The 25,327-nt window shown below is 69.5% G+C and carries 27 protein-coding genes; 13 read left to right on the top strand and 14 right to left on the bottom strand.

Annotated elements, in window-relative coordinates:
• Positions 1-28: 28 nt before the first annotated feature.
• Positions 29-307: a peptidoglycan-binding protein gene (locus ACGFIS_RS20770; RefSeq protein ID WP_392903935.1), complete on the bottom strand. Its 279-nt coding sequence runs from the start codon at positions 305-307 to the stop codon at positions 29-31.
• Between the two features lie 153 nt (positions 308-460).
• The gene (locus ACGFIS_RS20765; RefSeq protein WP_392972169.1) at positions 461-1,354 is read right to left on the bottom strand and encodes a hypothetical protein; all 894 of its coding nucleotides are present in this window, start codon (positions 1,352-1,354) and stop codon (positions 461-463) included.
• Between the two features lie 69 nt (positions 1,355-1,423).
• Between ACGFIS_RS20765 and ACGFIS_RS20760 the strand changes: the two genes are divergently transcribed.
• The 3 genes from ACGFIS_RS20760 to ACGFIS_RS20750 all read left to right on the top strand — a co-directional run bounded on the left by ACGFIS_RS20760 (position 1,424) and on the right by ACGFIS_RS20750 (position 3,980).
• Complete coding sequence (locus tag ACGFIS_RS20760) at positions 1,424-1,588, top strand: hypothetical protein (protein WP_392972167.1); 165 nt, start codon at positions 1,424-1,426, stop codon at positions 1,586-1,588.
• A gap of 352 nt (positions 1,589-1,940) precedes the next feature.
• Positions 1,941-3,215: an aspartate kinase gene (locus ACGFIS_RS20755; RefSeq protein WP_392903939.1), complete on the top strand. Its 1,275-nt coding sequence runs from the start codon at positions 1,941-1,943 to the stop codon at positions 3,213-3,215.
• A gap of 96 nt (positions 3,216-3,311) precedes the next feature.
• Positions 3,312-3,980, top strand: a complete 669-nt coding sequence (locus tag ACGFIS_RS20750; protein WP_392903941.1) for a TetR/AcrR family transcriptional regulator — start codon at positions 3,312-3,314, stop codon at positions 3,978-3,980.
• A gap of 19 nt (positions 3,981-3,999) precedes the next feature.
• Here the strand turns inward: ACGFIS_RS20750 and ACGFIS_RS20745 are convergent, their stop codons facing one another.
• The 3 genes from ACGFIS_RS20745 to ACGFIS_RS20735 all read right to left on the bottom strand — a co-directional run bounded on the left by ACGFIS_RS20745 (position 4,000) and on the right by ACGFIS_RS20735 (position 7,614).
• The gene (locus ACGFIS_RS20745) at positions 4,000-4,851 is read right to left on the bottom strand and encodes a hypothetical protein (protein ID WP_392903943.1); all 852 of its coding nucleotides are present in this window, start codon (positions 4,849-4,851) and stop codon (positions 4,000-4,002) included.
• A gap of 151 nt (positions 4,852-5,002) precedes the next feature.
• Positions 5,003-6,775 (bottom strand): prolyl oligopeptidase family serine peptidase, encoded by a 1,773-nt coding sequence (locus ACGFIS_RS20740; protein ID WP_392903946.1) that lies wholly within the window; start codon positions 6,773-6,775, stop codon positions 5,003-5,005.
• A gap of 77 nt (positions 6,776-6,852) precedes the next feature.
• Positions 6,853-7,614: a MerR family transcriptional regulator gene (locus tag ACGFIS_RS20735; RefSeq protein WP_392903948.1), complete on the bottom strand. Its 762-nt coding sequence runs from the start codon at positions 7,612-7,614 to the stop codon at positions 6,853-6,855.
• Positions 7,615-7,758: 144 nt separating this feature from the next.
• On the opposite strand from ACGFIS_RS20735, the gene ACGFIS_RS20730 reads away from it, so the two are divergent.
• A complete protein-coding gene (locus ACGFIS_RS20730) occupies positions 7,759-7,974 on the top strand; it encodes a hypothetical protein (protein WP_392903950.1) in 216 nt (71 codons plus the stop codon).
• A 54-nt stretch (positions 7,975-8,028) separates the two neighbouring features.
• On the opposite strand, the gene ACGFIS_RS20725 is transcribed toward ACGFIS_RS20730, so the two are convergent.
• The 3 genes from ACGFIS_RS20725 to ACGFIS_RS20715 all read right to left on the bottom strand — a co-directional run bounded on the left by ACGFIS_RS20725 (position 8,029) and on the right by ACGFIS_RS20715 (position 9,601).
• Complete coding sequence (locus ACGFIS_RS20725; protein WP_392903952.1) at positions 8,029-8,172, bottom strand: hypothetical protein; 144 nt, start codon at positions 8,170-8,172, stop codon at positions 8,029-8,031.
• A gap of 46 nt (positions 8,173-8,218) precedes the next feature.
• Entirely contained in the window at positions 8,219-8,494 is a 276-nt protein-coding gene (locus tag ACGFIS_RS20720) for a hypothetical protein (protein ID WP_392903955.1), read from the bottom strand.
• Positions 8,495-8,713: 219 nt separating this feature from the next.
• On the bottom strand, positions 8,714-9,601 hold the full coding sequence (locus ACGFIS_RS20715) for a LysR family transcriptional regulator (RefSeq protein ID WP_392903957.1): 888 nt from the start codon (positions 9,599-9,601) through the stop codon (positions 8,714-8,716).
• Positions 9,602-9,693: 92 nt separating this feature from the next.
• Here ACGFIS_RS20715 and ACGFIS_RS20710 point away from each other — a divergent pair, with 92 nt between their 5' ends.
• Positions 9,694-10,827, top strand: coding sequence for a diaminopropionate ammonia-lyase (locus tag ACGFIS_RS20710; RefSeq protein WP_392972165.1), 1,134 nt, complete (start codon positions 9,694-9,696; stop codon positions 10,825-10,827).
• Between the two features lie 145 nt (positions 10,828-10,972).
• On the top strand, positions 10,973-11,425 hold the full coding sequence (locus ACGFIS_RS20705) for a hypothetical protein (protein ID WP_392903962.1): 453 nt from the start codon (positions 10,973-10,975) through the stop codon (positions 11,423-11,425).
• Positions 11,426-11,446: 21 nt separating this feature from the next.
• Here ACGFIS_RS20705 and ACGFIS_RS20700 read toward each other — a convergent pair whose 3' ends face one another.
• The gene (locus tag ACGFIS_RS20700; RefSeq protein ID WP_392903964.1) at positions 11,447-13,105 is read right to left on the bottom strand and encodes a catalase; all 1,659 of its coding nucleotides are present in this window, start codon (positions 13,103-13,105) and stop codon (positions 11,447-11,449) included.
• 208 nt (positions 13,106-13,313) lie between these two features.
• Here ACGFIS_RS20700 and ACGFIS_RS20695 point away from each other — a divergent pair, with 208 nt between their 5' ends.
• Positions 13,314-13,607 (top strand): hypothetical protein, encoded by a 294-nt coding sequence (locus ACGFIS_RS20695; protein ID WP_392903966.1) that lies wholly within the window; start codon positions 13,314-13,316, stop codon positions 13,605-13,607.
• Between the two features lie 32 nt (positions 13,608-13,639).
• On the opposite strand, the gene ACGFIS_RS20690 is transcribed toward ACGFIS_RS20695, so the two are convergent.
• Positions 13,640-15,595 carry a BTAD domain-containing putative transcriptional regulator gene (locus tag ACGFIS_RS20690; RefSeq protein ID WP_392972163.1) on the bottom strand — a complete coding sequence of 652 codons (1,956 nt, stop codon included), beginning with the start codon at positions 15,593-15,595 and terminating at the stop codon, positions 13,640-13,642.
• 58 nt (positions 15,596-15,653) lie between these two features.
• On the opposite strand from ACGFIS_RS20690, the gene ACGFIS_RS20685 reads away from it, so the two are divergent.
• Entirely contained in the window at positions 15,654-16,517 is an 864-nt protein-coding gene (locus ACGFIS_RS20685; protein WP_392903971.1) for an alpha/beta fold hydrolase, read from the top strand.
• On the opposite strand, the gene ACGFIS_RS20680 is transcribed toward ACGFIS_RS20685, so the two are convergent.
• The gene (locus ACGFIS_RS20680) at positions 16,495-17,118 is read right to left on the bottom strand and encodes a hypothetical protein (RefSeq protein ID WP_392972161.1); all 624 of its coding nucleotides are present in this window, start codon (positions 17,116-17,118) and stop codon (positions 16,495-16,497) included. The genes ACGFIS_RS20685 and ACGFIS_RS20680 overlap by 23 nt on opposite strands.
• An 81-nt stretch (positions 17,119-17,199) precedes the next feature.
• The gene (locus tag ACGFIS_RS20675) at positions 17,200-17,835 is read right to left on the bottom strand and encodes an N-acetylmuramoyl-L-alanine amidase (RefSeq protein ID WP_392972159.1); all 636 of its coding nucleotides are present in this window, start codon (positions 17,833-17,835) and stop codon (positions 17,200-17,202) included.
• Positions 17,836-18,779: 944 nt separating this feature from the next.
• On the opposite strand from ACGFIS_RS20675, the gene ACGFIS_RS20670 reads away from it, so the two are divergent.
• Positions 18,780-19,058 (top strand): MerR family transcriptional regulator, encoded by a 279-nt coding sequence (locus ACGFIS_RS20670; RefSeq protein WP_392972314.1) that lies wholly within the window; start codon positions 18,780-18,782, stop codon positions 19,056-19,058.
• Positions 19,059-19,186: 128 nt separating this feature from the next.
• Here ACGFIS_RS20670 and ACGFIS_RS20665 read toward each other — a convergent pair whose 3' ends face one another.
• Together ACGFIS_RS20665 and ACGFIS_RS20660 are read right to left on the bottom strand one after the other, a co-directional pair.
• Entirely contained in the window at positions 19,187-19,528 is a 342-nt protein-coding gene (locus ACGFIS_RS20665) for a hypothetical protein (RefSeq protein WP_392903980.1), read from the bottom strand.
• A gap of 13 nt (positions 19,529-19,541) precedes the next feature.
• Entirely contained in the window at positions 19,542-20,012 is a 471-nt protein-coding gene (locus ACGFIS_RS20660; RefSeq protein WP_392903983.1) for an RNA polymerase sigma factor, read from the bottom strand.
• 344 nt (positions 20,013-20,356) lie between these two features.
• Between ACGFIS_RS20660 and ACGFIS_RS20655 the strand changes: the two genes are divergently transcribed.
• The 4 genes from ACGFIS_RS20655 (at position 20,357) to ACGFIS_RS20640 (ending at position 25,095) form a co-directional block, all read left to right on the top strand.
• Positions 20,357-21,265 (top strand): endonuclease/exonuclease/phosphatase family protein, encoded by a 909-nt coding sequence (locus tag ACGFIS_RS20655; RefSeq protein WP_392903986.1) that lies wholly within the window; start codon positions 20,357-20,359, stop codon positions 21,263-21,265.
• A gap of 192 nt (positions 21,266-21,457) precedes the next feature.
• On the top strand, positions 21,458-22,642 hold the full coding sequence (locus ACGFIS_RS20650; protein ID WP_392903989.1) for a hypothetical protein: 1,185 nt from the start codon (positions 21,458-21,460) through the stop codon (positions 22,640-22,642).
• 62 nt (positions 22,643-22,704) lie between these two features.
• Complete coding sequence (locus tag ACGFIS_RS20645) at positions 22,705-24,339, top strand: SWIM zinc finger domain-containing protein (protein WP_392903992.1); 1,635 nt, start codon at positions 22,705-22,707, stop codon at positions 24,337-24,339.
• A 141-nt stretch (positions 24,340-24,480) separates the two neighbouring features.
• Positions 24,481-25,095 (top strand): helix-turn-helix domain-containing protein, encoded by a 615-nt coding sequence (locus tag ACGFIS_RS20640; protein WP_392972157.1) that lies wholly within the window; start codon positions 24,481-24,483, stop codon positions 25,093-25,095.
• Positions 25,096-25,327 lie beyond the last annotated feature (232 nt).

Here is a 25,327-nt window from a genome sequence, read left to right as displayed (position 1 = left end):
CCGGCACGCCCGCTTCCGCTGGTCTCGATCAACCGCCGGGTTTCGTGATCGGCGCCGTCCAGGTCGCCTTCCATGTCTTCGGACCGACGATGCCGTCGATCTGAAGCTTCTTCTCCTTCTGGAATGCGCGGCAGACCTTCTCGGAGTGCGGGCCGTAGATGCTGTCCACCACGATGCTCGTCCAGCCCCGCTTGCGCATCTGCATCTGCCAGGTGCGGACGTCATCGCCCTTCATGGGCGGTGGCTGCGTGATGTTTCTGCCCGGCCACGGCGGAGCCTTTGCCGTCTGAGTTTCATGCTCAGTCATGATCGTTACTCTCCTGTACTCGGTTTCTCCGACAAAACTCACTCTCCGTCCGGTGAGTTCGCGTATCAACGTCAATCAAGGAAGATTTCAGTAAAGAGCGCTGTAGCTGCATTCTCCGGCGGACTCCGGATGAACCTAGATATAATTGGACATTCAACCCCTGGTGCGGTTCCGCCGGAACCGACCCTTTGGTGCGCTGCCGTTCGGCGACGGCGACGGCACCGTGGCCGTCGCTTCCGGACGGACGATCTCACCTGACGCCCTCGGATCGGCGGTTCCGTGCACGCCTTCCAGCACCGCCTGGCCCTGCCTGTCCACGAACTTCGTGAACAGCTCCTGCGAGTAGCCGAAGATGACCGCCCAGGCGATGATCTGGGCCGATGTGTCGAGGGCGCTCAGTCCGGGGATGAACGCGCCGCGCAGGAGCAGGAGCCCGAGTACGGCCACGAGCGCCCCGGTGGGGAGTTTCAGGAGGGCGAGCGCAACGGGGATCCCGAAGGCGGTCGACGTCCCCCGGACCTTCCGCAGGGCCGTGGCCGCCGCGATGCTGGCCGCCGTCACGCCGGCGATCTCGACGATGGCGTAGTCCGCCGGCGCGGCGACCCGGCCGACCTGCTGCTCGGCCTGCGCACCGGGCGGCAGCGGAGCGGACCTGCTGGGGCAGACGATGCCGAACTCCTGCTGGGAGCCGTTCGCGAGCGTGAAGCACAGCGGCACGGCGGATGTCCAGATGGCACTGAACACGGCGATGGCGACCGCCAGACAGAACAGGAGCGCCGTCACCCACCGGACCATGCGCACGAAGTTCGTGGCGCGCAGTTTCTCCTTCAGCGAGGCCTCACGCGCGGCGTCGACGGCCTCCAGCACGGCCCCCACAGACTGGGGCGACGGCGTGAAGTCCTGGTTCGCCAGCTGCGCCTGCTGCATGTTCCGTGCGAGGTTCTCGGCGGCGACCCTGCGCGTGTCGTCCGCCGGCAGGTGCTGCTTGATGATCGCGAACAGGTCCGGCAGGTGCGGCACGACGTCCTCGGCCGGAAGCGTTCTCAACCACATGGTGCGCGCGGAATTGACGTGCATCTGCGCCGCGGTCACATGGGACGCCGTCGGGGCCCGCCAATGCTGATCGAAATCGATGACGCTGTGCGCCCGGTCCAGCGCCTGCCGGGCGCGGGCCAGCAGGTGTGCGCGTTCGGCGGATTGGGGCTTCGTGAACTCGCCGGCATCCAGCGCGGCGTCCAATTCCCGGGCATTCGCGCGAACCGCTTCGCAGAGCGCCCATGAAGTGCGTTCGCTCCGCCATTCGGAGACTCTGGACGCGAAAGGTAGTCGCGATTTCGTTCGGCTCATGCGCGCAAGTCCCTCCGGGATGCCGCGCCGCCCATCGTCCTCGGAGCCCAGAGTTCAGCGTAATTGTGCGGCAGCCGTGGAAATCCATGCCACGGTACATTGTGCGTCACGTTCGAACAGCTCACGCGGACGGTCGGACGGCGGGCGCGGCGGACGGGGGCCCAGGCGACCGCGCGGCCGCCTCCCCGCTCCGCGGGCAGAGAGTTACCTGGTTGTGATCCATTTTGGCGGGCTCGGTACACTCGTCGTTCGGTACGCCTGACCCCGATCCGAGGAGCGCCCGCTCGTGGCTCTAATCGTGCAGAAGTACGGTGGCTCCTCCGTCGCCGACGCCGAAGGCGTCAAGCGGGTCGCCCAGCGCATCGTCGCGACGAAGAAGGCGGGCAACGACGTGGTCGTCGTCGTGTCCGCCATGGGTGACACGACGGATGATCTCATCGATATGGCCAAGCAGGTCAGTCCCCTGCCGCCGGGCCGTGAGCTCGACATGCTGCTCACCGCCGGCGAACGGATCTCGATGGCCCTGCTGGCCATGGCCATCGCGAACCTGGGCCACGAGGCCCGCTCGTTCACCGGCTCCCAGGCCGGTGTGATCACCGACGGCTCGCACGGCAAAGCGAAGATCATCGATGTGACGCCGGGGCGGATACGGACCGCGCTGGACGAGGGCTCGATCTGCATCGTGGCCGGTTTCCAGGGGGTCTCGCAGGGCACCAAGGACATCACCACGCTCGGCCGCGGCGGGTCCGACACCACCGCGGTCGCGCTGGCGGCGTCGCTCGGCGCCGACGTCTGCGAGATCTACTCTGACGTCGACGGTGTTTTCACCGCCGACCCGCGCATCGTGCCCGCCGCCCATAAGATTCCGAAGATCTCCTACGAGGAGATGCTGGAGATGGCGGCGAACGGTGCGAAAATCCTGCATCTGCGCTGCGTGGAGTACGCGCGCCGCTACAACATCCCGATCCATGTGCGGTCCTCGTTCAGTCAGAAGGAAGGCACCTGGGTCGTCGACAGCAGCGAGATCGAAGGACACGACATGGAGCAGGCGATCATCTCCGGCGTCGCCCACGACCGGAGCGAAGCCAAGATCACCGTGGTGGGCGTTCCGGACAAGGTCGGTGAGGCCGCCGCGATCTTCACGGTGCTGTCCGATGCCGAGATCAACATCGACATGATCGTGCAGAACGTGTCGGCGGCGTCCACCGGACGCACCGACATCTCGTTCACGCTCCCGTCGACCGACGGGCAGACGGCGCTGACCGCCCTCAACAAGCTGAAGGACCGCATCGGGTTCGAGTCGCTCCGCTACGACGACCGGATCGGCAAGGTCTCGCTGATCGGCGCGGGGATGCGCTCGCACCCCGGTGTCACCGCCAAGCTGTTCGGCGCGATCGCCGACGCCGGGGTCAACATCGAGATGATCTCCACTTCGGAGATCCGGATCTCCGTCGTGGTCGCCCAGGACGACGTCGACACCTCGGTCGCCGCGGCGCACCACGCGTTCGACCTCGACGCCGAGCAGGTCGAGGCCGTCGTCTACGGAGGCACCGGCCGCTGACCAGCGCGAAGGCCGCGCGGCCGGAGGAGCGGGCGCCGGTCGCGGCGGCCTTCGCGGAATGAGCACGACGGCGTGGCGGGCTTTAGGGTGGCAGGCGTGACCGAGACGAAGGCCGTGAAGTCCGAGCAGACGCGGTCCCTGATCGTCGAGACGGCGCTGCGGCTGTTCAGGGAACGCGGATACGAGGCGACGACGATGCGGGCGATCGCCAAGGAGGCGGGCGTCTCGGTCGGCAACGCCTACTACTACTTCGGCTCCAAGGAAGAGCTGATCCAGGCCTACTATGACGAGTTGCAGGACGAGCACCTCGCCGCCTGCCGTGCCGTCCTGGACGCGGAGACGGAGTTCGCGCGGCGGCTGCTGGGCGTGCTGATGGCCCGCGTCGACACGATGGTCCCGTACCACGAGTTCGCGGGGAAGTTCTTCAAGTTCGCCGCCGAGCCGACGAGCCCGCTCAACCCGTTCAGCGCCGAGTCGGGCCCGGCCCGCGAGTCGGCGGTCGCGATCTACCGCGAGGTCGTGGAAGGCTCCGACCTGAAGATCGACAAGGAGTTCCGGGCGGAGCTGCCCGAGCTGCTGTGGATCTACTCGATGGGCATCGTCCTGTACTGGGTGCACGACAGCTCGCCGGGCTGCCGCAAGACGTATCTGCTGGTGGAACGGACGGTCCCGCTGGTCAACCGTATGGTGTCGATGTCGCGCATGCCGGGTTTCAAGTCGGTGACCCGGGAGCTGGTCGGCATCATCCGCGAGGTCCGCGCCTGACCACGCGGCGCCTGTGCGCTCACCGGAAGGTGACGTCCCAGTGGTCCTTCTCGCGGGCGAACAGCGCACCGCCCGGTGAACGGTAGAGCTCGGCGCCGTCGCCCCGGACACCGGCGGACGGGTAGCGCTTGATCGCCCGGTCGACGCAGCGTCCCGGTGCGATGTCGGCCTTGTAGCCGTTCCAGTGGCTGTGGGTGCCGCTCGCGTGCCCGCGCTCGGTGCCGCCGGTGACGGTGATCTCGCAGCCGCTTGACTCCGCGAAGCCGATCAGCCCTTTGATCGTCCCCCAGCGGATGTTCTCGAACGATGTGCAGGTCGTGACCTTCCGGTTGGAGCAGCCGCCGGTCGACGTCCAGCGGATGCCGTTTCCCCGCAGAATGTCCTTGACGAACCGCTGCTCCAGGCGCTGTGACTCGGGAATGTCCAGCGGCAGGACGCCCGGACGCACGGCACCCGAGGGGGCGGCGGCCTTCTCAGGCGCGACGCCCTGGGAAGGCGCGTGCTGTGGCGCGGCGTTCGCGGATGTGGCGCCTTGGGGTGCGGCACCGGTGGGCTCGGTCCCCGGGAGCATGGCGCCCTGCGGTGGGACGTCCGGAGACGCGGCGTTCTGGGGTGGGACGTCCGGTGGTGCGGTCCCCTGGAGAAGAGCCGGCGGTGAGGCCGAACGAGGGAGCGGCCCGGGTCCGGCAGCCGGATCGGTGGCCGGGTGGGCGGCGGATGCCCGGTCTGGTGCGGCGGTGAGCGTCGTGGTGGCGACGGCGAGTCCGGTCACCAGGGCCGTCAGGCGGAACGCCGGGCCGTGCACCCCGGGTTTTCGATGGCCGGCGGCGGCCTGCCGGACGAGCGCATGGACGTGCTGAAGCCGTGTCATGTGATCCCCCCGATCAACGACGGTCGAGCGCCGGGGGGCGAGCCGGGTCCTTACCGGCTCATTGCTCAGTGGCGGCCGGTCGGAGGAATGCCCGACCTTCGATCTTGTAAACCCGGGGGCGGGCGAGGCCCTCGCCCGCCCCCGGGGTAGATCACGACATACCGAGATGCTTCCGTGCAAAGCCGATTTCGGCGGCCATCTGGGTGATCCGTTCCTCGACGACGAGGGAGCCGTGCCCGGCGTCGTACCGGTAAACCTCGTGCGGATGGCCCAGCTCGCCGAGCCGCCCGAGGTAGTTGTCGATCTGCCGGATGGGGCAGCGCGGGTCGTTCTCCCCGGCCAGGATCATCACCGGCGCCCTGACCTGCGAGACGTACGTGATCGGTGACGATTCGCGGTAGCGGTCCGGGACCTCGTCCGGGGAGCCGCCGAACAGCGACCGGTCGAACGCCTGCAGGCCCTCCATCTCGTCCTCGTACGCGGCGACGTAGTCGGCGACGGGGACGGCCGCGACGCCGACGCTCCAGTCGTCCGGCTGCGTGCCGACGCCGAGAAGGGTAAGGAAACCGCCCCACGACCCGCCCGTCAGGACGAGCCGCGCCGGGTCGGCGAGCCCGCTGGACACCGCCCAGTCGCGGACGGCCTTGATGTCCTCCAGTTCGGTGAGCCCGACCCGTCCCTCGATGGCGTCGCGCCACTGCGACCCGTAGCCCGTCGACCCCCGGTAATTGACGCGGACGACGGCGAACCCATGGTCGATCCAGGCGGCGACGGGCGCGACGAACGAGTCGTCGTCCTGCGCCGTCGGCCCGCCGTGGACGTCGAACACGGTCGGGTGGGGACGGTCGCCGTCCGGCTTGCTGACCAGCGCGTGGATGCGGCCGCCGGGGCCGTCGACCCACACGTCCTCGACCGGGACGGACGGCGGCGCGGCCGGACCCGGCGGCGTGAGGACGACCGCACCGGACGTCGACCTGATCACCGGGGGTTCGGCGGCGGACGACCAGGAGAACTCGACGGTCCCGTCCGGCCGGACGTCCGCGCCGCCGAGCACCCCGCGCGGTGTGTCGATCTTCGTGAGGGTCTCGTCGGACAGGTCGTAGCGGTACAGCTCGTCGCGCGCCTCGTGCGAGTGGGAGATCAGCAGCGCCGTCCCGTCCGGGTACCAGCCGGCGCCGATCTCACCGGGCAGGTCGAGGACGATCTCCTGTTCGGTGCCGATGACGGGGTCCCAGATCAGCATCTCGTCCCGGCCGCGCCGCTCGTGGTTGACCAGGAGCCGCGAATCCCCCTCGACCGGGGCGAACCCGGCCCCGTACACGCCCTTGCCGGGACCGTCCCACAGGTCGCGGACCGTGGCGCCGTCCGGGCGGACCACGCGCAGGGCCATGTGGCGGCTGTCGCCGTGCTCGCTGTGCCCGATCGCGATGAGGCTCTCCCCCCGCGAGAGCGCGGCGACGTGCGCGTCCTCCGCGTGGTGGTAGAGCACCTCGGGTGAGGCGCCGGCCTGGCACAGGTAGATCGTGTTGCCCTCGTCGGTCGTCCGCCCGACGACGGCAAGTCCGGTTCGGCCCAGGCACAGCCCGGACGGGTACGACGGCTCCAGTCCGGGGACGGCCTCGACGCTCTCCGCCCCTTCCTCCGCGTCGAACGGGACGCGTTTCCACACACCGAACTCGTCGCCGTCCGTATCGGCGAACCACCACACCCATTCACCGGACGGGTCGATGGTGCCCATCCATGTGCCGTTGGGCCGTTCGGTCACCTGACGTTGCGCGCCGGTGTCACGGTCCCACGTGTAGATTTCCCAAGTCCCGGTGACGTTCGACCGGTAGATGCTGTGGCTCGGGGCGTCTCGCGCCCATCGGGGCAGGCTCATCCGGGCGGCCCGGAATCGCGCCTTCCAGCGTTCGTCGTCGACCATCTCCCCGATGTTACGGCCGATCAGACGTTCGTCGACACCATGACGGCCGCGTTCCGCCGAACGGCCGTCCGGGCGGGTCAGGGGGCGGTGAGGCGGCCGAGGAGCTGATCGATCGCGGCGCGGACCTGCCGGTCCATGGCGCGGGCGAAGCCCGCCTCGACGGTGACCTGGGCGCCGGGGCGCAGCCGCGCGAGGGTGTCGGTGAGATCGCCGAGGTCCTGCTCGTCGATGCGTCCGACGACGTGCGTGGCGATCAGCCGGATGAACATGGCGGCCAGGTCGTCCATGCTGCGCTGGAGCTCCTGCCCGGCCGAGAGGACCTCTTGCAGTGGAACCCCCGCCTGGACGAGCGTCACCGTCGCCTCCAGCTGGCGGCGGCTCCAGTGGGTGACGCGGTCGCCGTCCACTTCGATGTGGCCTAGGGCGACGGCCCTCTCCAGGGATTTCGGGTCGACCTCTCCAGGGAACAGCGCTGCCAGATCGTCCAGCGTCATCGTCACCGGGACTTCCTGCGACCACGGCGTCGTGACGGCCTTCTCGACGCCGAGGACGGCGCCGATGTCGCGGCCCTGCTCCCACGCCGACAGCAGTTCGCGGATGCCTTCGAGGGTGTGGCCGCGTTCGAGGAGGTTCCCGATCATGCGGAGGCGCGCGAGATGGTCCTCGGAGTAGAGGCCGATGCGTCCTTCGCGGCGCGGTGGCGGCAGCAGCTTGCGTTCCTGGTAGTAGCGCAGCGTCCGCACCGGGACGCCGGCGGCCTTCGCGAGTTCGCCGATGCGGTACTCGCGGCCACCGCCGCCGGGGTGGACGTCCTGATCGTCCATCGGCTCTTCGCTCACGGCCGCAAGCATAGTTCGCGGCCGGAGACGGTCACGCCCCGTATCGTCCGCTGGCGGAACGTGTCAGTGATCGCGCACGTCGGAGACATGTCATCGTCCTGGAGACACGTCGTCGTCTTAGTCGCAGCCGCGGAAAGGCCGAACATGCCGAAGAAACGTCCCGTCGCCCTCGCGCTCACCGTCCTGGTCGCCACGTTCGGGCTGACGGCCTGCGGTGGGGGGAGCCGCTGGTGCGAGCACGACGCGACCGACCGGGAGGTCGCCGACCGGTACTGCGAGAACAACACGCCGGGGTACGAGTGGGAGTCCGGTAGCAAGTCCAAGAAGAAGTCCAAGACGAAGAGCAGGACGCGCCACTGACCCGGAACGTCCGCCCTCGACCGGCGGACCGCGCGGGGTGTCTCGGCGCGGCGGCTAAGTGACGCGCCGGACGGTCATGGTCTTGCGTTGTCGACGCCGGCGCCTTTCGTTCACGGCCTGGGACGCCTCGGTGGCGAGCAGGTCGCGCAGCGAACGCGGGACGATGTCCTCGCGCCGGTCGGTGAACGGTGAACGCATCGGGCTTCCTCCCTTGTCGTGGGGACTGTCAGGTGTCGTGGGGCCGTCAGGCGGCGGTGACGAGGTCGCGGTGGTAGGCCTCGGACACGGTGGTGAGCGCCCAGCGCATCCGCTGGAGGTAGGTCTCGGGGTGGTCACCGGCCTCCTGGGCGACGGCTGCGACGCAGGCGGAGCGGTCGCCGCCGCACGCGCCGAACCGGTCGCCGATGGCCGTCCGGACCTGCTCGGCGGAGGGGTGGTCGGAGGCCTGGATCCCGCAGCAGAACAGGATCTCGGCCAGGTCGGACGTGGTGAGCGAGGTGAGGGTCGGCGTGTTCGACATCTTTGCCTTCTTCCTGCGGAGGGGTCCTCGTTCCCCTGCTGCTGAATATGACTCTGCCCGCGGGGCGAATTAATCGCCATCGGGGAAAACCCCCAACCGGGGTGGAGTAATCCCCCGGGAGATCCGTGGTCCTGGCCCCCTGAGACGGACCCTGACCACTGGGGTGGAGTCAGGGTGCGGGGGGCGGGGTTCCGGCGCGGTGCTCGGTGACTTTCCAGGTTAGTTCCGCTCTGCAAATCCGCCGGCGAGCGCGTCCCGGAAGGCGTGCACGGCCGGGTGCGAGCCGCCTCCGCGGCGGGACGCGGTGAAAAGGCGGCGCACCCGCTCCTCCTCCGGAAGCCGCACGACCGGCACCGTCGGCGGCCGTCCCGACCACACGAGCCCCGGCAGCAGCGCGGCGGCATGACCGCGCTCGGCCAGCCGGAGATGCAGCAGCAGGTCGGTGGACTCGAACCGCACGTCCGGCTCGAACCCCGCCGCGCGGCAGAGCCTCGTCGCCCACCGCCGGGACGCGGTACCGGCGGGCTCCATGACCCACGGCACCCCCGCGAGATCCGCCGGCCCCCCATCGGCCGGTGCGGGGATGGCCAGGGTCATCTCGTCCTCGCCGAGTTCGGCGTACTCGATCCCCGCCGGGCGCGGGCTCGGGTCGCCCGGGTACTCCTCGGTGATGACCAGGTCGAAGTCCCGCGCGAGCAGGCCGGGGAGGGCACTTTCGGGCTCCCGCTGGGTGAGCTCCACGCGCAGCCGCGGATGGGCGTCGCGGAGCAGGCTGAGCGCGTCCGGAACGAGTGCGAGCGCGGCCGTCTGGAACGCGGCGACGCGCAGCACCCCGGTGATGCCCCGCAGGGACGCGGCGAGGTCGGCCTCCGCGCGTTCGAGGCGCTCCAGCACGGCCTCGGTGTGCGCGACGAGGATCTCCGCCTGCGCCGTCAGCCGGACGCGCCGCCCCACCGGCTCCAGCAGCGGCACGCCGGCCTCCTTCTCCAGGACGGACAGCTGCTGCGAGATCGACGACGGACTGTAGGAGAGGGCCTCGGCGACGGCGGCGAGCGTCCCGCGATGCTTCAGCTCGCGGAGCAGCCGGAGCCGGTGGAGATCCAGCACGGAGACCCCTCCCATTCATCGGTTCAGCTGATGATTATCGCTCAGAAACATTCGCTGGACCGATGGAAGTGGCCTGCGGAAACGTGTGACCCATGGCCACAGCTCCCGCCTCGCTCGGTTTGTCCTGGTTCACTCGTCCGGCCGCCAGGGCGTGGACGTGCCCGCCCGCCCCCGCCGACGTCGCGTCCTTCCACCGGACGCTCCCCGGATACGCCCCCACGCCGCTCGTGGAACTGCCGTCCCTGGCCGCCGAACTCGGTGTCCGGCGGCTGTTCGTGAAGGACGAGTCGTCCCGCCTCGGGCTGCCCGCGTTCAAGATCCTCGGCGCCTCGTGGGGGGTGCACCGGGCGCTCTGCGAGCACCACGGCCTGCCGCCCCGCGCCCCGCTCGCGCGGCCGCGCGACCTCGCTCGCCACGGCGGCGCAGCCGGGCCTCCGGTGCGGCTCGTCACCGCGACGGACGGCAACCACGGCCGCGCGGTCGCCGCCATGGCCCGCATGCTGGGGCTCGCCGCGGACGTCTTCGTCCCGCACGGCGTCCACCCGGCCGCCGTGGCCGCGATCAAGGAGGAGGGCGCGGGCGTCACCGAGGTGCCGGCACCCTACGACGAGGCGGTCCGGCTCGCGGCGGACGTCGCGGCCTCCGACCCCTCGGCGCTGCTCGTCCAGGACACCGCCTGGCCCGGCTACGAGCGCGTGCCGCAGTGGATCGTCGACGGCTACTCCACACTCTTCACCGAAATCGACGAACAGCTCGCCGCGGCCGGCGCAGCCCCAGCCGGCCTTGTCGCCGTCCCAGCCGGTGTGGGTTCGCTGGCCCAGGCGGCCGTGACCCACTACAGGGCCGGACGATCCGCACCCACCCTGCTCTGCGTGGAGCCTGATGCGGCGCCTTGCGTGTTGACGAGCCTCCACCACGACCGTCCGGTCACCGTCCAGACCGGATCGACCACCATGGCGGGGCTCAACTGCGCCACACCGTCCAGCCTCGCCTGGCCGTTCCTCCGCTCGGGCCTGGACGCGGCGGTGGCGGTCACCGACGCCGCCACCGCCCGCACGGCCCGCGACCTGGCCGCCCTTGGCGTTTCCGCAGGCCCCTGCGGAGCCGCCTCCCTGGCCGGAGCCCGCGCGGCCCTCACTCCGCGTCGTCGCTCCGCTCTCGCGCCCCAACACCGAGAGACGGTCGTCCTCCTGAGCACGGAGGGCTCGACAGCCAACCCTGCTTGATGCGCGGTGTCGCGCATGCCATGAACCGATGCCTCTTTAGGGACATTGCGGAGAAAGGGGTTAATTTCGTCCCTACGCGTCGGTAACATGCCTACCCCACCGCGCTCGCGCGGGCGGCACCCGCCAACGACATGGGGGACATCCCATGAAGCCCGACCTGGAGCAGTTCCTCACCGAACGCCTCGACGAGATCACCGCCGAGGTGGTCGGCGAGATCACCACCCGCGTCCCCGCCTACACGCATGTGCGGGCCAGTGCCGTGCTGACACTCGTCCGGGACGCCCTCACCGGCTACCTCGGCGTCCGGGACCGGGGGGCGGTGCTCGACTCGTTCCGCGACCTCGGAGCCAGCGAGGCCCACGCCGGCCAGGAGATCCACCACTTCGAGTCGGCGCTGCGCGCCGGCGCCCGCGTCGTCGTCCGCCGGACGGCCAACGCCGCCGCCCGCATCTACCCGCCCACGACCGAGTTCATCACGGTCATGGAGACCGCCTTCACCGCCGAGGAGGAGATCGTCGATGCCGCGGTCGACGGCCACTGCCGGGCCATGCGCCCCGAAATGGACCGCCGCCTCCACGCCCTCCTCAGCGAGAACTAGGCCGGACGCTCGTCCCTGCCGCTAGTGCTGGTGGACCGCCCTTTCGTTCGGGACGCAGTGGGTCATCTTCAGCCCGTCCACGTTCCGCGGGCCGTTCTTCCCGAGGTTCTCGAGCCGCTGCCTGTCCTCGTCCGTGAGGTCCTGGCCGGGTAGCGGATCCAGATGCTTGACGTCATCCGGGCCGATCCCGAGCCCGTCGCCGACGCGCAGCCCCAGGTCGTCCTCGACCAGCAGGAAATGCCACACCATCCGCTCCTGCACGGGACGCGCGCACTCGGAGATCAGCTCGACGAAATTGCTCACCAGATCGTCGCGCTCCCAGTCCTCCATCAGCCGGTACCGCTGGCCCGCCTGCCTGTAGTCGTTCGCCCGCTCGATGCGCATGCGGGTCAGCCGGCCGCGGATCTCCGGGCCCTGCTCGTCGTGCACCGGATCCCGGCCCTCCCGCAGGCCGCCGGTGATGGACGGCTCGTAGTTCACGTGCGGGTTCTCGCCCCCGGAATCGACGTAGTAGGCCATCTCCCCGTCGCGCTGATTCGTCTGCACCCGGGAGCCCTTGGCCTGGTTCACGGGCAGCTGCAGGTAATTCGGCCCCACCCGGTGGCGCTGCGTGTCGCTGTAGGAGAACGTCCGCCCGACGAGCATCTTGTCGTCGGAGAAGTCGAGGCCGTCGACGAGAACACCCGTGCCGAACGAGATCTGCTCGTTCTCGGCGAAGTTGTTCTCGACGTTCTTGTCCAGGACGATCCGTCCCACCGGCAGCGCGGGGAACTGGTCCTCGGGCCAGACCTTGGTGTCGTCGAGCGGATCGAAGTCCAGTTCCGCGTGTTCGTGGTCGTCCATCATCTGAACGAGAAGCTCCCACTCCGGGAACTCGCCGCGGTCGATGGCGTCGCGCAGATCCTTGGTGGCATGCCCGAGTTCACCGGCCTGCACCGCCGCCGCGTCCTGCCCCGTCATGCTCCGCACACCCTGCTTCGGCATCCAGTGGTACTTGACGAGCTTCGTCTCGCCCGCCTGGTTCACCCACTTGTAGGTGTTCACGCCGAAGCCCTGCATGTGCCGGTAGTCGGACGGGATTCCACGCGGGCTGAAGAGGTTGACGAGCATGTGCATCGACTCGGGGCTCTGCGACATGAAGTCGAAGATCCTCGCCGGTTCCTGGCGGAACGTCACCGGGTCCGGCTTGAGCGCGTGGATGACGTCGGGGAACTTGATGGCGTCGCGGATGAAGAAGACCGCCAGGTTGTTCCCGACGAGGTCCCAGTTGCCGTCCTCGGTGTAGAACTTGATGGCGAACCCACGCGGGTCCCGCGCCGCCTCGGACGAGTCGCGGCCGCCGATGACCGTGGAGAACCGCAGCGCGATCGGCGTCCGCTTCCCCTGTTCCTGGAACAGTTTCGCCCGGGTGTACGACGCGATCGGCTCGTCGCCCCATTTCCCGTACGCCTCGAAGAACCCGTACGTCGTCACACCCCGCGCATGGACGACACGTTCTGGAATGCGCTCCCGGTCGAAGTGGCTGATCTTCTCCAGGAACTGATAGTTCTCCAGCGTCGCCGGGCCCCGGGAACCCACCGTGCGCTGGTTCTGGTTGTCGTAGACCGGGTGGCCCTGCCGGTTGGTGAGCACCGGACGCTCGTCCCCCGGCTGCGGCCCCCCACTCGAAACGTCCGTCACGACACCGTCTCCTCTCGCTGGTTTCGTGCGGCCCTACCCGAAGGGCGCGCAAACCAACGTCCCCCCAGGTAAACCGTCATCCAGCCCCCCACCCACCACCATTCAGCGGACGAGCTTCGCGCGGCCACGCCGACTGCGCCAGTGGACGCTGGCAGTTTGTTGCTCGGGTGACAAGAAATTTGCGTCCGCCGTCGTCAGAATCAGGGCCATGAAGAAGCTGAGCAAGGCGGCGGCGGTTCTGGCGCTATCCGGGACGCTGACCCTGGCCGCAACGGTCCCGGCCCAGGCGGCCCCCACGCCCGAGCCCGAACGCCAGGTCCCGGAGAGCGTCGTCAAGCAACTCCCAGCCCCTCTCCAGACAGCTGTGGAGGAGAACATGGGCGACATCGGATGGGACGACAAGGGCCCCTACATCGTCTGGGGCAACATGAACTGCCACATCCACCTCCTACTCCCCTGGGAATGGACGTGGGCGTGGGGAACAGGCCCCTGCTGGTTCTAGAGACCCCGGGTCAGGGACCAGAGCGGTCCTGATCAGCGGAGTGCGGCCGTGAGGTCGTCCAGGTACCGGGAAACCGGGCCGAAGGTGAGGAGCCCGCTGCCGGCGCCGGCCAGTTCCTCCGCGGCCGGGGCCAGTTCGTCGCGTGCACGTTCCATCGCCTCGCGGTCGTCGACCGCGATGGCGGCCCGTGCGGTGAGGCACCACATGGCCTCGAACAGCAGATCACGCGGCGGATCCGGTGCCTTCCGCAGTGCCGTGGCGCCTTCGCCTCGCCGCCCTTCCGCCAGCAGAACCAGCGGACGGGCCCACGGCAGGTAAGGCCCCCAATCGGTGTGCGCGTCCGTCTGCGCAGGCCGCCCGTCCCGGACCCGGAGGGCCAGTTCCGCCAGCGCGGGCAACCCGGCCTCGAACCCGGGCATACCGGAACCGTCCATCCGCGCAACGGCGTCCCGGTAGGCGGCCTCCACCTCTTCTCCCGGCACCTGATCGGACGCGGCGAGCCGCAGCGCCCGATACCAGGCGGTGAACACACCCACCAGCGGACGCTCATGGCGCTCGGCAAGACGCTCCGCCGCCGCGGCATGGCCATCGGCTCCCGCGAAATCGGCGAGCGCACTCCGGGCCTGGAGCCGGACGAGGTGTCCCAGCACCTCGTAGCTGACCAAACCGTGCCGGGCGGACAGTTCGACGAGTTCGGCGCCGATCCCGTCCCGCTGCGGAGCCGACCCCGCCCGATGGAAGCTCTGCATGAACACGCCGTTGAGAGTGAACGCCAACAGCGCCGGATCGTCCAGGCCGCGGGCTATCCGCTCCGCCTCCCGAGCCGCTTCACGACCGCGGCCGGTGCGGGTACCGCGCGACTCCAGCGCGACCGTGGCCAGCAGCCGCGCCCGCGTCACCGAGGGCCCGCCGGCCGTCAGCGCGGCGAGGGTGCGCTCCGCCGCCGCCACCACCTGCGATGCCTGCTCCGGGTCGTCCGACCGCGTCCAGATCGCGGGGACGTCGTATGCGCCGATCACCCGCGCGGTCAGCTCGGCATCGCCCAGCTCCTCGGCCGCCGCGATGGCCGCCATGCGTTGCTCGCGCGCCGCCTCCAGTCCACCGCCGCCGGTCACCGCGAGGTTGCGCAGGATCCCGACCGTCGACTCCAGCCGGGACCGCGCACCGGACGCCACCGTGCGGTCATACGCCTCGGTCGCCTGCGCCCACACGCGGGACGCCGCGTCCTGGCCGGGCTCCAGGCGGTCGGCCTGGTGCAGCATGTCGTCCTCCAGCCCGCGCAACGCCGGACCGGGGTCGATCCCGAGCTGCTCGACCAGCAGCGTCCGGGCCCGGCGCAGCACCGCCAGCGCGTCCCCCTGCCGGCCCGTGCGGTACAGCGCGAGGGCCAGCAGCCGCCACGCCTCCTCGCGCCAGGGATGCTCGGCGACATGCGCGTCCAGATCCGGCACCGCATCGGCGGCGAGCCCCAGCGCCAGTTTCGCCTCGGCCCGGCGCTCGACGGCCCGCAACCGCAACTCCGCCAGACGCGCACGCTCCGCACGAGCCCAGTGCTCGTCGGCGAAATCGGCATAAGCAGGCCCGCGCCACCACCCCAGCGCCTCGTCCAGACGCGGAATCAGCTCCTCTGCCGGACGGGTCACGTCACCTACCACCTGCTCGAACCGCCAGGCGTCCACCCCGTCCACGTCGGCCCGCAGCGCATACCCGGGTCCCTCGGTGACCAGCAGCCGGGACGGTGCCCTCGGCGGACGCTCAGGCTCCAAGGCACGCCGCAACGCCGCCACGAACGTACGAACCGCCCCCACCGCGTCTGGCGGCGGATCCAGCCAGAGATCGTCGACCAGCCGCGTCACCGGGACGACACGCCCCCGGGCGACGATCAGCCGCGCCAGCACCGCACGATGTCTCGGCCCCCTCAAAGCGAGCACGCCGCCGGAGCCGTCCCACGCCGTCACCGGCCCCAAAACCCCGAAAACGACCCCCACGCAGGCAACGCTATAGCGCGCTCATCGAATGCTCATCCACGCCCGGCAGCCTGAAGTCATGCCAACCATCACCGGATTCGACTATCGCCGCATCCCCGTCGCCGACGGCGTCTCCCTCAACGCGGCCGTCGCGGGCACCGGAACCCCGGTCGTCCTCCTGCACGGCTTCCCGCAGACCCACCTGATGTGGCGCCACGTCGCCGCCGACCTGGCGTCCGACCACACCGTCATCTGCCCCGACCTCCGCGGATACGGCGACAGCGACAAGCCCGCCGACGGCTACTCCAAGCGCACCATGGCCGCCGACATCGTCGCCCTGGCCCGCGCCCTCGGCCACGACCGCTTCGCTCTAGCCGGACACGACCGCGGAGCCCTGGTCGCCTTCCGCGCCGGCCTCGACCACCCGGACACGGTCACCCACCTCGCCTGCCTCGACGTCCTCCCGACCCTCGACATGTGGGACGCGATGCACGGTGTCACCGCCGCAGTCGGCTTTCACCTCTTCCTCATGGCCCAGCCGCCGGGCCTGCCCGAAGAACTGATCGCCGGCGCCCCGGACGCCTTCTTCGGCCACTTCCTGGACATCTGGGGGAGTGGCTCGTCCGCGATCCCCGCCGACGTCCGGACCGCCTACCTGGACGCCGGCCGCAACGCCATCCCGTCGATCGTCGCCGACTACCGCGCGTCCGCAGGCATCGACGTCGAACACGACCAGGCCGACCGTGACGCGGGCACTCGACTCCGCATGCCCGTGACCGTCCTCCAGCAGGACTGGGGCGCCGCCCTCGGCTACGACGCCGTCGCCCTGTGGCGCGCATGGGTCGCCGACCTCGACCACACCACCGTCCCCTACGGCCACTTCATGGCAGAGGAGGCCCCCGCCGAAGTGACCAAGGCCCTCAGGAGTCTGCTGACTCGCTGAACGGTTCAGGACGGATCATCACCGGCTCGGACGCCGTCCCTCTGATGACCACAACGGCACCCAGAGCGCGCGCGGCGTCGTCCGGCGGCTCGGCTTGCCCCAGAACGCCGACCTGGGCTCCTTGGTCGATGACCCCTTCGTACAGGCGGATCCGGCAGGTCGCTGGAGAACCGTTGCGGTAACCGCCGGAACGCAGCAGGTCATCGACCCAGGGAACCTTGTCCAGCGTCGTCACCGGCGCCTCGAAGTCCCGCGCCACCGCGACCCGTCCGCCCGCGGCCCTGACGAGTGCGACACCACTGCCGTCGTCCAGCAGGAAGTCGACCGCCTGCCCGAACCGGTGCGTCCCGTCCGAATCGCCCGAACTCGGCACGATCGCCAGCTCACGCGCCAGGTACGAACGTCCGCTGGCCTCACTCGCCGGGACGGCGCCCACCGCCCTGGCCCGCCCCGACAGCCGGCACACCCCGGAAGCCGCCGCGACCGTCGACGCGGGTGCCTTCGCGAACGCCCGCTTCACCGAGCCGCCGGCCCGCAGATACAGGAGAACCAGCCCGCCGACAGAGCCGGCGACCACGAGCAGAACGAGTACCAGATCCATGAGATCTCCCAGGGGCACGCGGCCCGCAAGCCGCATCCTGCCGGGAAACCCCGCCCACCGCCAGGGGCAACGCAACACGTTCTATCGGCTGAAGTAATCCTCGAAACCCTTGGCCAGAGAGTCGGCCATGCGTCGCCGGAACGTGAGACTGGCCATTTTGGCCGCCTCCACCTCGTTGCTCATGTTGCCGCACTCGATGAACGCCGTCGGCACCTTGGCCAGGTTGAGCCCGCCGAGGTCATCGCGCCGGTCCAGGCCGTCCTCGCCGATGTAGGTGGCGTACGGCAGGCCCGTCCCGGCGTGGTAGGCCGCACGAATCGCCTTGCCGAGCTGCACGGACTCGTCCACGATTCCCGCGTTTCCCGCCACGGGCGCCGGCACGATGACGTGGAAACCGTGCCCGGACGGTGGACCGCCGTCCCCATGAATCGACAGGGCCGCGTCGGCGCCGACCCGCCCACCGGTCGCCGCCCGCTCCGTGATGCACGGCCCGACGCCGATGTCGCTCTCCCGCGTCAACGTGACTTCGGCGCCCTTGTCCCTGAGCACCTTCGCCAGCCGGTTCGCCAGATCCCAGTTGAAGGCGTGTTCGGAGTAGCCCTCCGGCGTGACGGTGCCGGTCGTATCGCATGCCTTACGCCCGTTCCCGACCGACACCTGCTTGTTGATCTCCTCAGGATGTGACGCGTTGCCCCCGTTATGACCGGGATCGAGCACGATCACCTTCCCGCGAACCGAAGACCCCTCCGCGGTGGCCGGCGCATCGCCGCCCCCGTCGCCGTCCGCCCCGCACGCCGTGAGCAGGCCAAGGCACAACACCACCCCGGCAACGTTCCGAAAGCACCCCACAGGCCCGCCTCCCCCGCTGACGGCCTCGTACCTGAACAGTCTGCACCGGAAGACACCTGGTCAAACGGCGAGACGCCCCCTCCCGCCGACCGCCCCGACACCGACTCCGACAGCGCGAAGAACACGTTAGGTGGATCACAAGAAATATGTGCCCACGGAAGTAGATTTTCCGGCGAGAGGTGGGTAGAGTCTCTGCCATCGACGAAGAACAAGTCCATGAGACGTGGCAGAGGACGAACTGCCCGGTGAGATGGATGACGCAGGCCGGGCGTGCCGGGGTCAACGCAGTGGAAGGGACTCCGACACCCCGCCTGGTCACCGGTGGCCAACGGGCTGCCGGCCGCAGGAACGCAAGTGATGGCAAGAGAACAGGTAGTGAACAGAAGGTAGGAAACGAAAGGAGGAAGGCGGCACCATCGGGATCGCCCGTCGCAGGCTCCAGTCACGCCGCTCGGGTACCGCAGCTCCACAGATTTGACAGTGGTCACGGTCACGCAACTGCGATCCCCGCGCCTTCGCCCCGTCTGAACGGGCAGTGCGAAGGCCGGACAGATGGTGTTGTACCTCATGGCCCCGGCGCCGCCCATTCGGCGCCGGGGCCAGCGGCGTTTCCTCTCTACATTGAGCCTTGAAAGCAGGCACATGGCAGTACGGAAGGTTTTGTGAACTCCACCCACCCGGCTCGATCCGGCAGTCACCAAGAGCACCAGGACCCGCAGACCACCTCACCAGGCCCGGCGACCGCCGCACCCGCCGGAGCCGGCGATGCCCTGGACGACAAACTCGACGACGAGGACTACCCCGCCTACAGCATGGGCCGAGCCGCCGACATGCTCGGCGTCACTCCGGGGTTCCTGCGCGGCCTTGACGCGGCCAAGCTCTTCGTCCCGCAACGCTCCGCCGGCGGCCACCGCCGCTACTCCCGCTACCAGCTGCGCCTGGCCCAACGCGCCCGGGACCTGGTCGACGAGGGCACCCCGCTAGAGGCGGCCTGCCGCATCATCATCCTCGAAGACCAACTCGCCGAAGCCATGCGCATCAACACCGAACTCCGCGGCCACCCCGAACAGCCACCCGACGCCGGCGCCTGACCAAGCGCGCCCGGGGGCGGAACCGGTGAGCGATCGGTTCCGGCCGGACGCGCCCACCGCCCACCGCTGTGATCACCTGATTCCGTGATCGCAGCGGTGGGAGGCTCACGTCCCGTCCTCTGAGCCGACTATCGGGGGAGTTCGTTGGTCCATCCGGACGTGGAGTTGGTCGAGCCCATCGACTCCCGCCCCCCGTTGATGTCGGCGAAGCCTTCGGCGTTCACCGCGGAGGTCTTCGGGTTGACCACCAGGTTCGTCCCGCCACCGTCGGCGGCGAACAGCAGGCTCTGCCCACCGGGGACCTTCCCCCGGTTCTCGACGTGGGGCAGCGCGGCGAGGGCGCGCAGGGCCGCGGCGCGGACCTTGGGCGGCGCCGGTACGTCCCCGAGCAGGCCGGTCAGGAGCAGGAGCAGGTGGGTCTCCTCCGTGATCTCCGCGTTCTCCTGCTCCGTGGTCCTGCTCTTCAGCAACGTCGCCTTCAGTTCAGCAGGGGACGTCGGCAGCTCCGCGATCTCCGCGATCCCCAGATCGGTGCCGCGCAGCGTGACGGGATGCCGCCCAGGAACCTTCTTGAGCGCCCCACCGTCGAAGCGGGTCCACTGCCGGCGCCGTGCCATCGGCAATGCCGAGCGTCTGCGCCACTTCCCCATGACTGAGCTGGCCGAGGGCGATGAGCAGGACGACATCGCGCTCCCGCTGGTTCAGCCCGGTAAGGGCCGCGAGAAGCTGCGGCTGCAAACGCTGCGCGGCCAGCGAGGTGACGACACGGCTTTCGTGCCCGAACGTTTCCGCGGCGATGTCCTCGCCGGTCTGCACGTCCAGCCGCCCGACCGCATACCGGTACACATCGCGGAAGTAGCGATCGTAGACAGCGGTGAACTCGTCCGGATCCCGCCGAAACCTGTCGGTGAGCTCCGCGTCCGCCACCGGCGGCCGATCCACGTCCGCGGTCAAGTTCGCGTCTCCATCACGTACGCCTCTCATGCGAAGTACTCGCCCATCACCCCCTTCGCCGCATCCTCCGAACGCGTTCCCGTCCCGCGGACCGTACTGCCGTCAGCTGTCCTCCAACGGAGCCCACCTGCAGACCGTCTGCAACTGGTAGAGATCAGAACTGGTCCACCTGGTGGCCGGTCCTAAAGGAGGCAAGGCCAAGTGGATAGGAAGCCATGGTGAAACAGGCGCGGGCAGGCGGCGGCGCGACGACGCTGACAACAGCAGTGTCCAGGTGGGCGGCCCGACGAGATCCGGACGATGACGAGGACGAGAGACGACGATCGGCTTGGACGCGTGGCCGGGTGCTGGCCGCGCTCGCGGCGGTGACCGCCGGCCTGCTGGCGTTCCACAAGGCCGTGCCCAACTCCATCGGCCATCTGGGAAGCCTGCTGGAAACGTTCCTGCCATGGCTCGGCCTGCTGGTCGTGGTGCTGCTCGCCCTGGCGGTGCTGTGCCGTTCGGCCACCGCGCTGGTGGCCCTTCTCCTGCCGGTGGCGGCTTGGGCGCTCCACTTCGGCGGGCTGCTCCTGCCTGCGGCCGAGCCCGGGGCGAGTGACCTGGTCGTCGTCCAGCACAACGTCAGCGACGAGAACACCGATCCGGCGGGCACGGCACGCGCCCTGGCCAACACGAAACCGGATCTCATCGCGCTGGAAGAATTGACGCCCTCGGCCCTGCCGGTCTATGAGAAGGCCCTCGCCTCCGACTTCCCGTACCGCACGGTCCACGGCACCGTCGGACTCTGGTCAAAGCATCCGCTGACCGCGGCCCAGTCCCTGGACATCAAGGCCCAGGCAATCACGGAGCCTTGGAGCCGCGGATTGCGGGCCGTGGCCCGAACATCGCACGGTGAGATCGCCGTATACGTCGCGCACCTACCCTCGGTCCGCGTCGGGACGAGCGGCCTCGCATCCTCCCTACGCGACGAGAGCGCCACCCTGCTGGGCAGGGCCGTCGCCGCCGAAAAGCTGAAAGCGGCAATCCTGCTGGGCGACCTCAACGGCACGGTCGACGACCGCGGGCTGGCCCCGCTGACCTCACAACTGAACGTGGCGGAGCGCGGCCTGGCCTTCAGCTTCCCCGCCGCCTTCCCCTTGGCCCGGATCGACCAGGTCATGGCCCGCTCGGCGACCATCGGCCACATCCGCACCCTGCCTACCACCGGAAGCGACCACCTACCGATCACCGCCCACATCAACCTGACCACATAACCGCCCACCCCCGATGCAACACCGGCGCCACCCTTGTGGTCGCCCGGTTCGGATGAAATCTCACATCGTTCGCGCGGCGTCACTACTCTGACGAGAGTGACAAGGCTGAACGATGCCGAACTGGACGCGCTGGTGGAGCTGCCCACGTCCTGGGTGTCCTACCAGCACTGGGCCCGCTGACGACGAGCGAAGATGAGCACTTACCAGTACTACGAGTTCCTGGCCGTCGACCAGCCTTTGGACGAACGGCAGCAGGCTGAAGTCCGCGCACTGTCCACGCGGGCACGGATCACCGCCACCAGTTTCACGAACGAATACGACTGGGGCGATTTCCGGGGTGACCCGCGCACGATGATGCGCCGCTATTACGACGCCCACCTGTACGTCACCAACTGGGGCACCCACCAGGTGATGCTCCGACTTCCCCGCACGCTGCTCCCCCTCAAGGCCGCCGAACGGTATTGCATCGACCCCCACGTCACCGTCGAGGTTTCCGGCAAGCACCTCATCCTTGACCTGACCAGCGAGGACGAAGGAGGCGACTGGGTCGAAGGCGCCGAGGACTCCCTCTCGGCGATCATCGGAGTGCGCACCGAACTCGCAGCCGGAGATCTGCGCCCCCTCTACCTCGCCTGGCTCGCGGCCTACGGAAGGTGGGAACGCGACGAGGACGCCTTCGAGCAGGACGAAGAAGACGAACTCGAGCCGCCGGTACCCGCAGGACTGCGTGCCCTCACCGCCTCCCAGCGCGCTCTTGCCGACTTCCTCCGCCTCGACCCCGACCTGCTCCAGGTCGCCGCCCGGACGAGCCCGCCCCTGGCCGAGGCCAAGGACGACTCCGGCCGGCTCGCGGAATGGATCGAGGAACTGCCGGTGAAGGCCGGGAAGGCTTTCCTCCTCCGAGTCGCGCAAGGTCAGGGGCACCAGGTCCAGATGGAGCTACTCCGTAGTTTCCGTGGCGAACCCGACGCCGGAAAGGACGACCGTCCCCGGCGCACGGTGGCCGAACTCCTGGACACCGCCGCCGAAGTCCGCCACGAGCGTGAACGCGAAGCCGAGGCGGCACGCACGGCGCAGGAGGCCCGCCGCGAGCAGCAGCGCGCGGCGGCTCGCGAGAAGAGACTCGACGCCATCGCCCGCGACCCGGAGATCACCTGGGCACGTGTCGACGAACTGATCGACGCCCGCAAACCGTCCGACTACGACGTGGCCGTCGAGCTCCTCAAAGACCTACAGGTCATCGCCGAGCGCGCGGGCATCCTCCGGGAGTTCACCGAACGGTTCACGCTCCTGCACCAAAAGCACCACCGCAAACCCAGCCTCATCGCCCGCTTCGACCGCGCAACTCTCCCCGCGGGACGACCCTCGGTCGCCTGACGTCGCGGCGGGAATGACCGAATGCGGCGCTGCGCCGCTACGGCCGCGGGACAATGGGCCGCATGGCCAGTGTAGAGATCACCGAGCAGACCGTGCGCTCCCAAGCCGGGGAGGATGCGTTCGAGTCCGGCCGCTCGCTCGCCGATCGCGGCTTGGTGGATGCGGTGACGGTGGAGGGGACGCGCGTCGGCGCGCACGTCGAGGGCATCGCGACGAATCTGCTCGTCACCACGGCGGGGTTGGGCGCGAACTGCGCCCACATCTCCTGCGCGGCCCCGGCCCCGCAATTGTGCGAGCATGCGGTGGCGGTGGCGCTGACCTGGCTGCGCTCGGGTCGCGAACGGCGTGAACCGAACCTGCTGGCCGTACTGCGCACCAAGGACTCCGGGTGGTTGGCGGCCAAGCTCGCCGAACTGGCCGTCGGCGACCCCGCTCTCACCAGCCGGCTGCTGGAGGCGGCCGGCGGTCCGGACGCCCTTGTCATCCAGGAACTGCGCGACGACATCGCGAGCGTCGTCGCCGAGTTGACGGCCGAGCGCGATGACGGTGATGACTACGGGTTCGACGAGTGGTATCCCGATACCGAGGAGCTTGAGGAGGTCCTCGACGACATCGAGGGTCTGCTCGAGGAGGCGCCCGACGCCGTTGTCGACATCACCGAGGATGCCATCCGCCTGCTGGAGGAGGTCCTGGAGGACGGATGCTCCGGCGGTGACCTGCCCGACGCCCTCGTGCGCGCCGCCGACCTGCACCTGGACGCGTGCCGCGCGGGTGCCCCCGATCCCGTCGCACTCGCCGGACGGCTGCTGGCCGGCGCCCTGCGCAGCGGCTGGGGAACCTTCGACAACCTGGTCGACTACGCCGACGTCCTCGGGCCCGAGGGCCTGAACCGCTACGGGGAGCTCCTGGAACGGGAACGAGCGGCCCCGGGCGGGAACGGCCGGGAGCCTTACAAGCTGCGGAAACTGCGGGAAGGGCTGGCCCGTGCCCAGGGCGGAACCGACGCCGTAGTGGAGTTCCTGGCCCGCACGGCGTCCAGATCATGGGACTTCGTCCATATCGCCGACGTCCTGATCGGCGATGGCCGCGATGACGACGCACTCGTGTGGATTACCAAGGGACTGAGCGACGAGCCGGCGAACTCCCGGCTGCTGTCGCTGGCCCTGGACTGCCACCGGCGCGCCGGCCGTGACGTGGACGTGATGGAGGTGCTGTGGACCAGGTTCACCACCGCCCCCACCGTGCAGACCTACGTCGACCTGACCGACGCGGCCGGCCAGGACGCCACATGGCGAGCACGTGCCATGGACCTGCTGCGCGCCCGGACTGCCGAGCATGCGGACCTGCTGGTACGGATCCTGCTGCGCCAAGACGACGTTCCCGCGGCGTGGGGCATCGTGCAGAATCACCGGGTTGACCACGATCTGCGGATGCGCGTCCTCGAGGCCCACGCGCGGACCCACCCTGAGGACGCGATCCCCTTCTACCGGGATCTGGCCGAAACCCACATCCGGCGCGGGAGCCGTCCAGGCTATGAGGACGCCATCCGATGCCTGCTCACCGCACGCAACCTCGCCGGGCGATGCGGCCGTGAGCTCGAGCACTCCGAGTTCGTCGCCCGACTCCGCGCCGCCCACCCGGGAAAGAAAGTGCTCCAACAGCTACTCGACCAGGCGGGGTTCCACCCGCCGGGCTGAACTCCGACCAGATGACCGCACCCGATACCCCTGAAGGCGCACATGAACAACGACGAACTCCTGGCCCGGGTCAGGGAACTCCGCGCGTCCGGACGTTCTCCCAAACAGATCGCCCGTGCTCTCGGTCTGTCCCCGGCCAAGGTGACCCCGCTGATCCGGGCCGTGGCAGCGGCCCACGCGAAATCCGATGAAATCGTCGCCTGCTACGTCACACCGGAATGGAGCAGCGGACTGACGGTCGCGGGTGAGCCCGACTGGCCCGGCCTCGTTGCACCCGAATCCGAGTCATCCGGCCTGGCCGGGGTGTTTGTCGCACGGACCGCCGGACACAACCGGGTCAGGGCCGTGGGATTCCTGGTCGACGTCTACTGCCTGGGCGTCAAGAACGCATGGCCGCCCAAGGAGATGGCCGCGAGCCGCCTCCCCGAGTACACCGACAAGTTCTTCTTCTCCTTCTCCGGCAGGCGCGTGCCCGCGCCCCCGGAGCTGGCTCGGCATCTGGTGTACGGAGCGGTCGACTACGCCCGCGGCCTCGGTTTCGAACCCCACCCCGACTTCGAGGCCGCGGCCGAGCTGCTGGGGCCGTGGTCCCCGCCCAGCGCCATCACCTTCGGCAAAGACGGCAAGCCCTTCTACATCCAGGGTCCACGCGACAACGGCCAGAAAATCATCAGGACGCTCGAACGCACGGCCGGCACCGGCAATTACGACTACCTGGCCGTCATCGATCCATCCGAGGCGGTCGGCCTGCTGTGAGGAGCCCCGGGCCCGCTGGGTCGCCCCCGGGCCGGTCCGTATGCCGGTGCTCCGGGAGTGATCCCCGGGAGTTGGCTGACGTGGTCGGTGTCAACGGATCGGGAAGCCCGGCCGTCTAGCAGTCGTGCGGTGCGCTGATACGGCAGCTGTAGATCGTGGCTGTGGGGATGATGCTGCTGGTCGGCGGGGCGCCCGGGGATGATCACGATCGGGTGGAGTTCCGGACATGCGA

The organism is Spirillospora sp. NPDC048824, from assembly GCF_043198455.1.
Lineage (GTDB): Bacteria > Actinomycetota > Actinomycetes > Streptosporangiales > Streptosporangiaceae > Spirillospora.
Note: the sequence above shows the minus strand (reverse complement) of the source record. Positions and strands in the feature narration are given on the sequence as shown.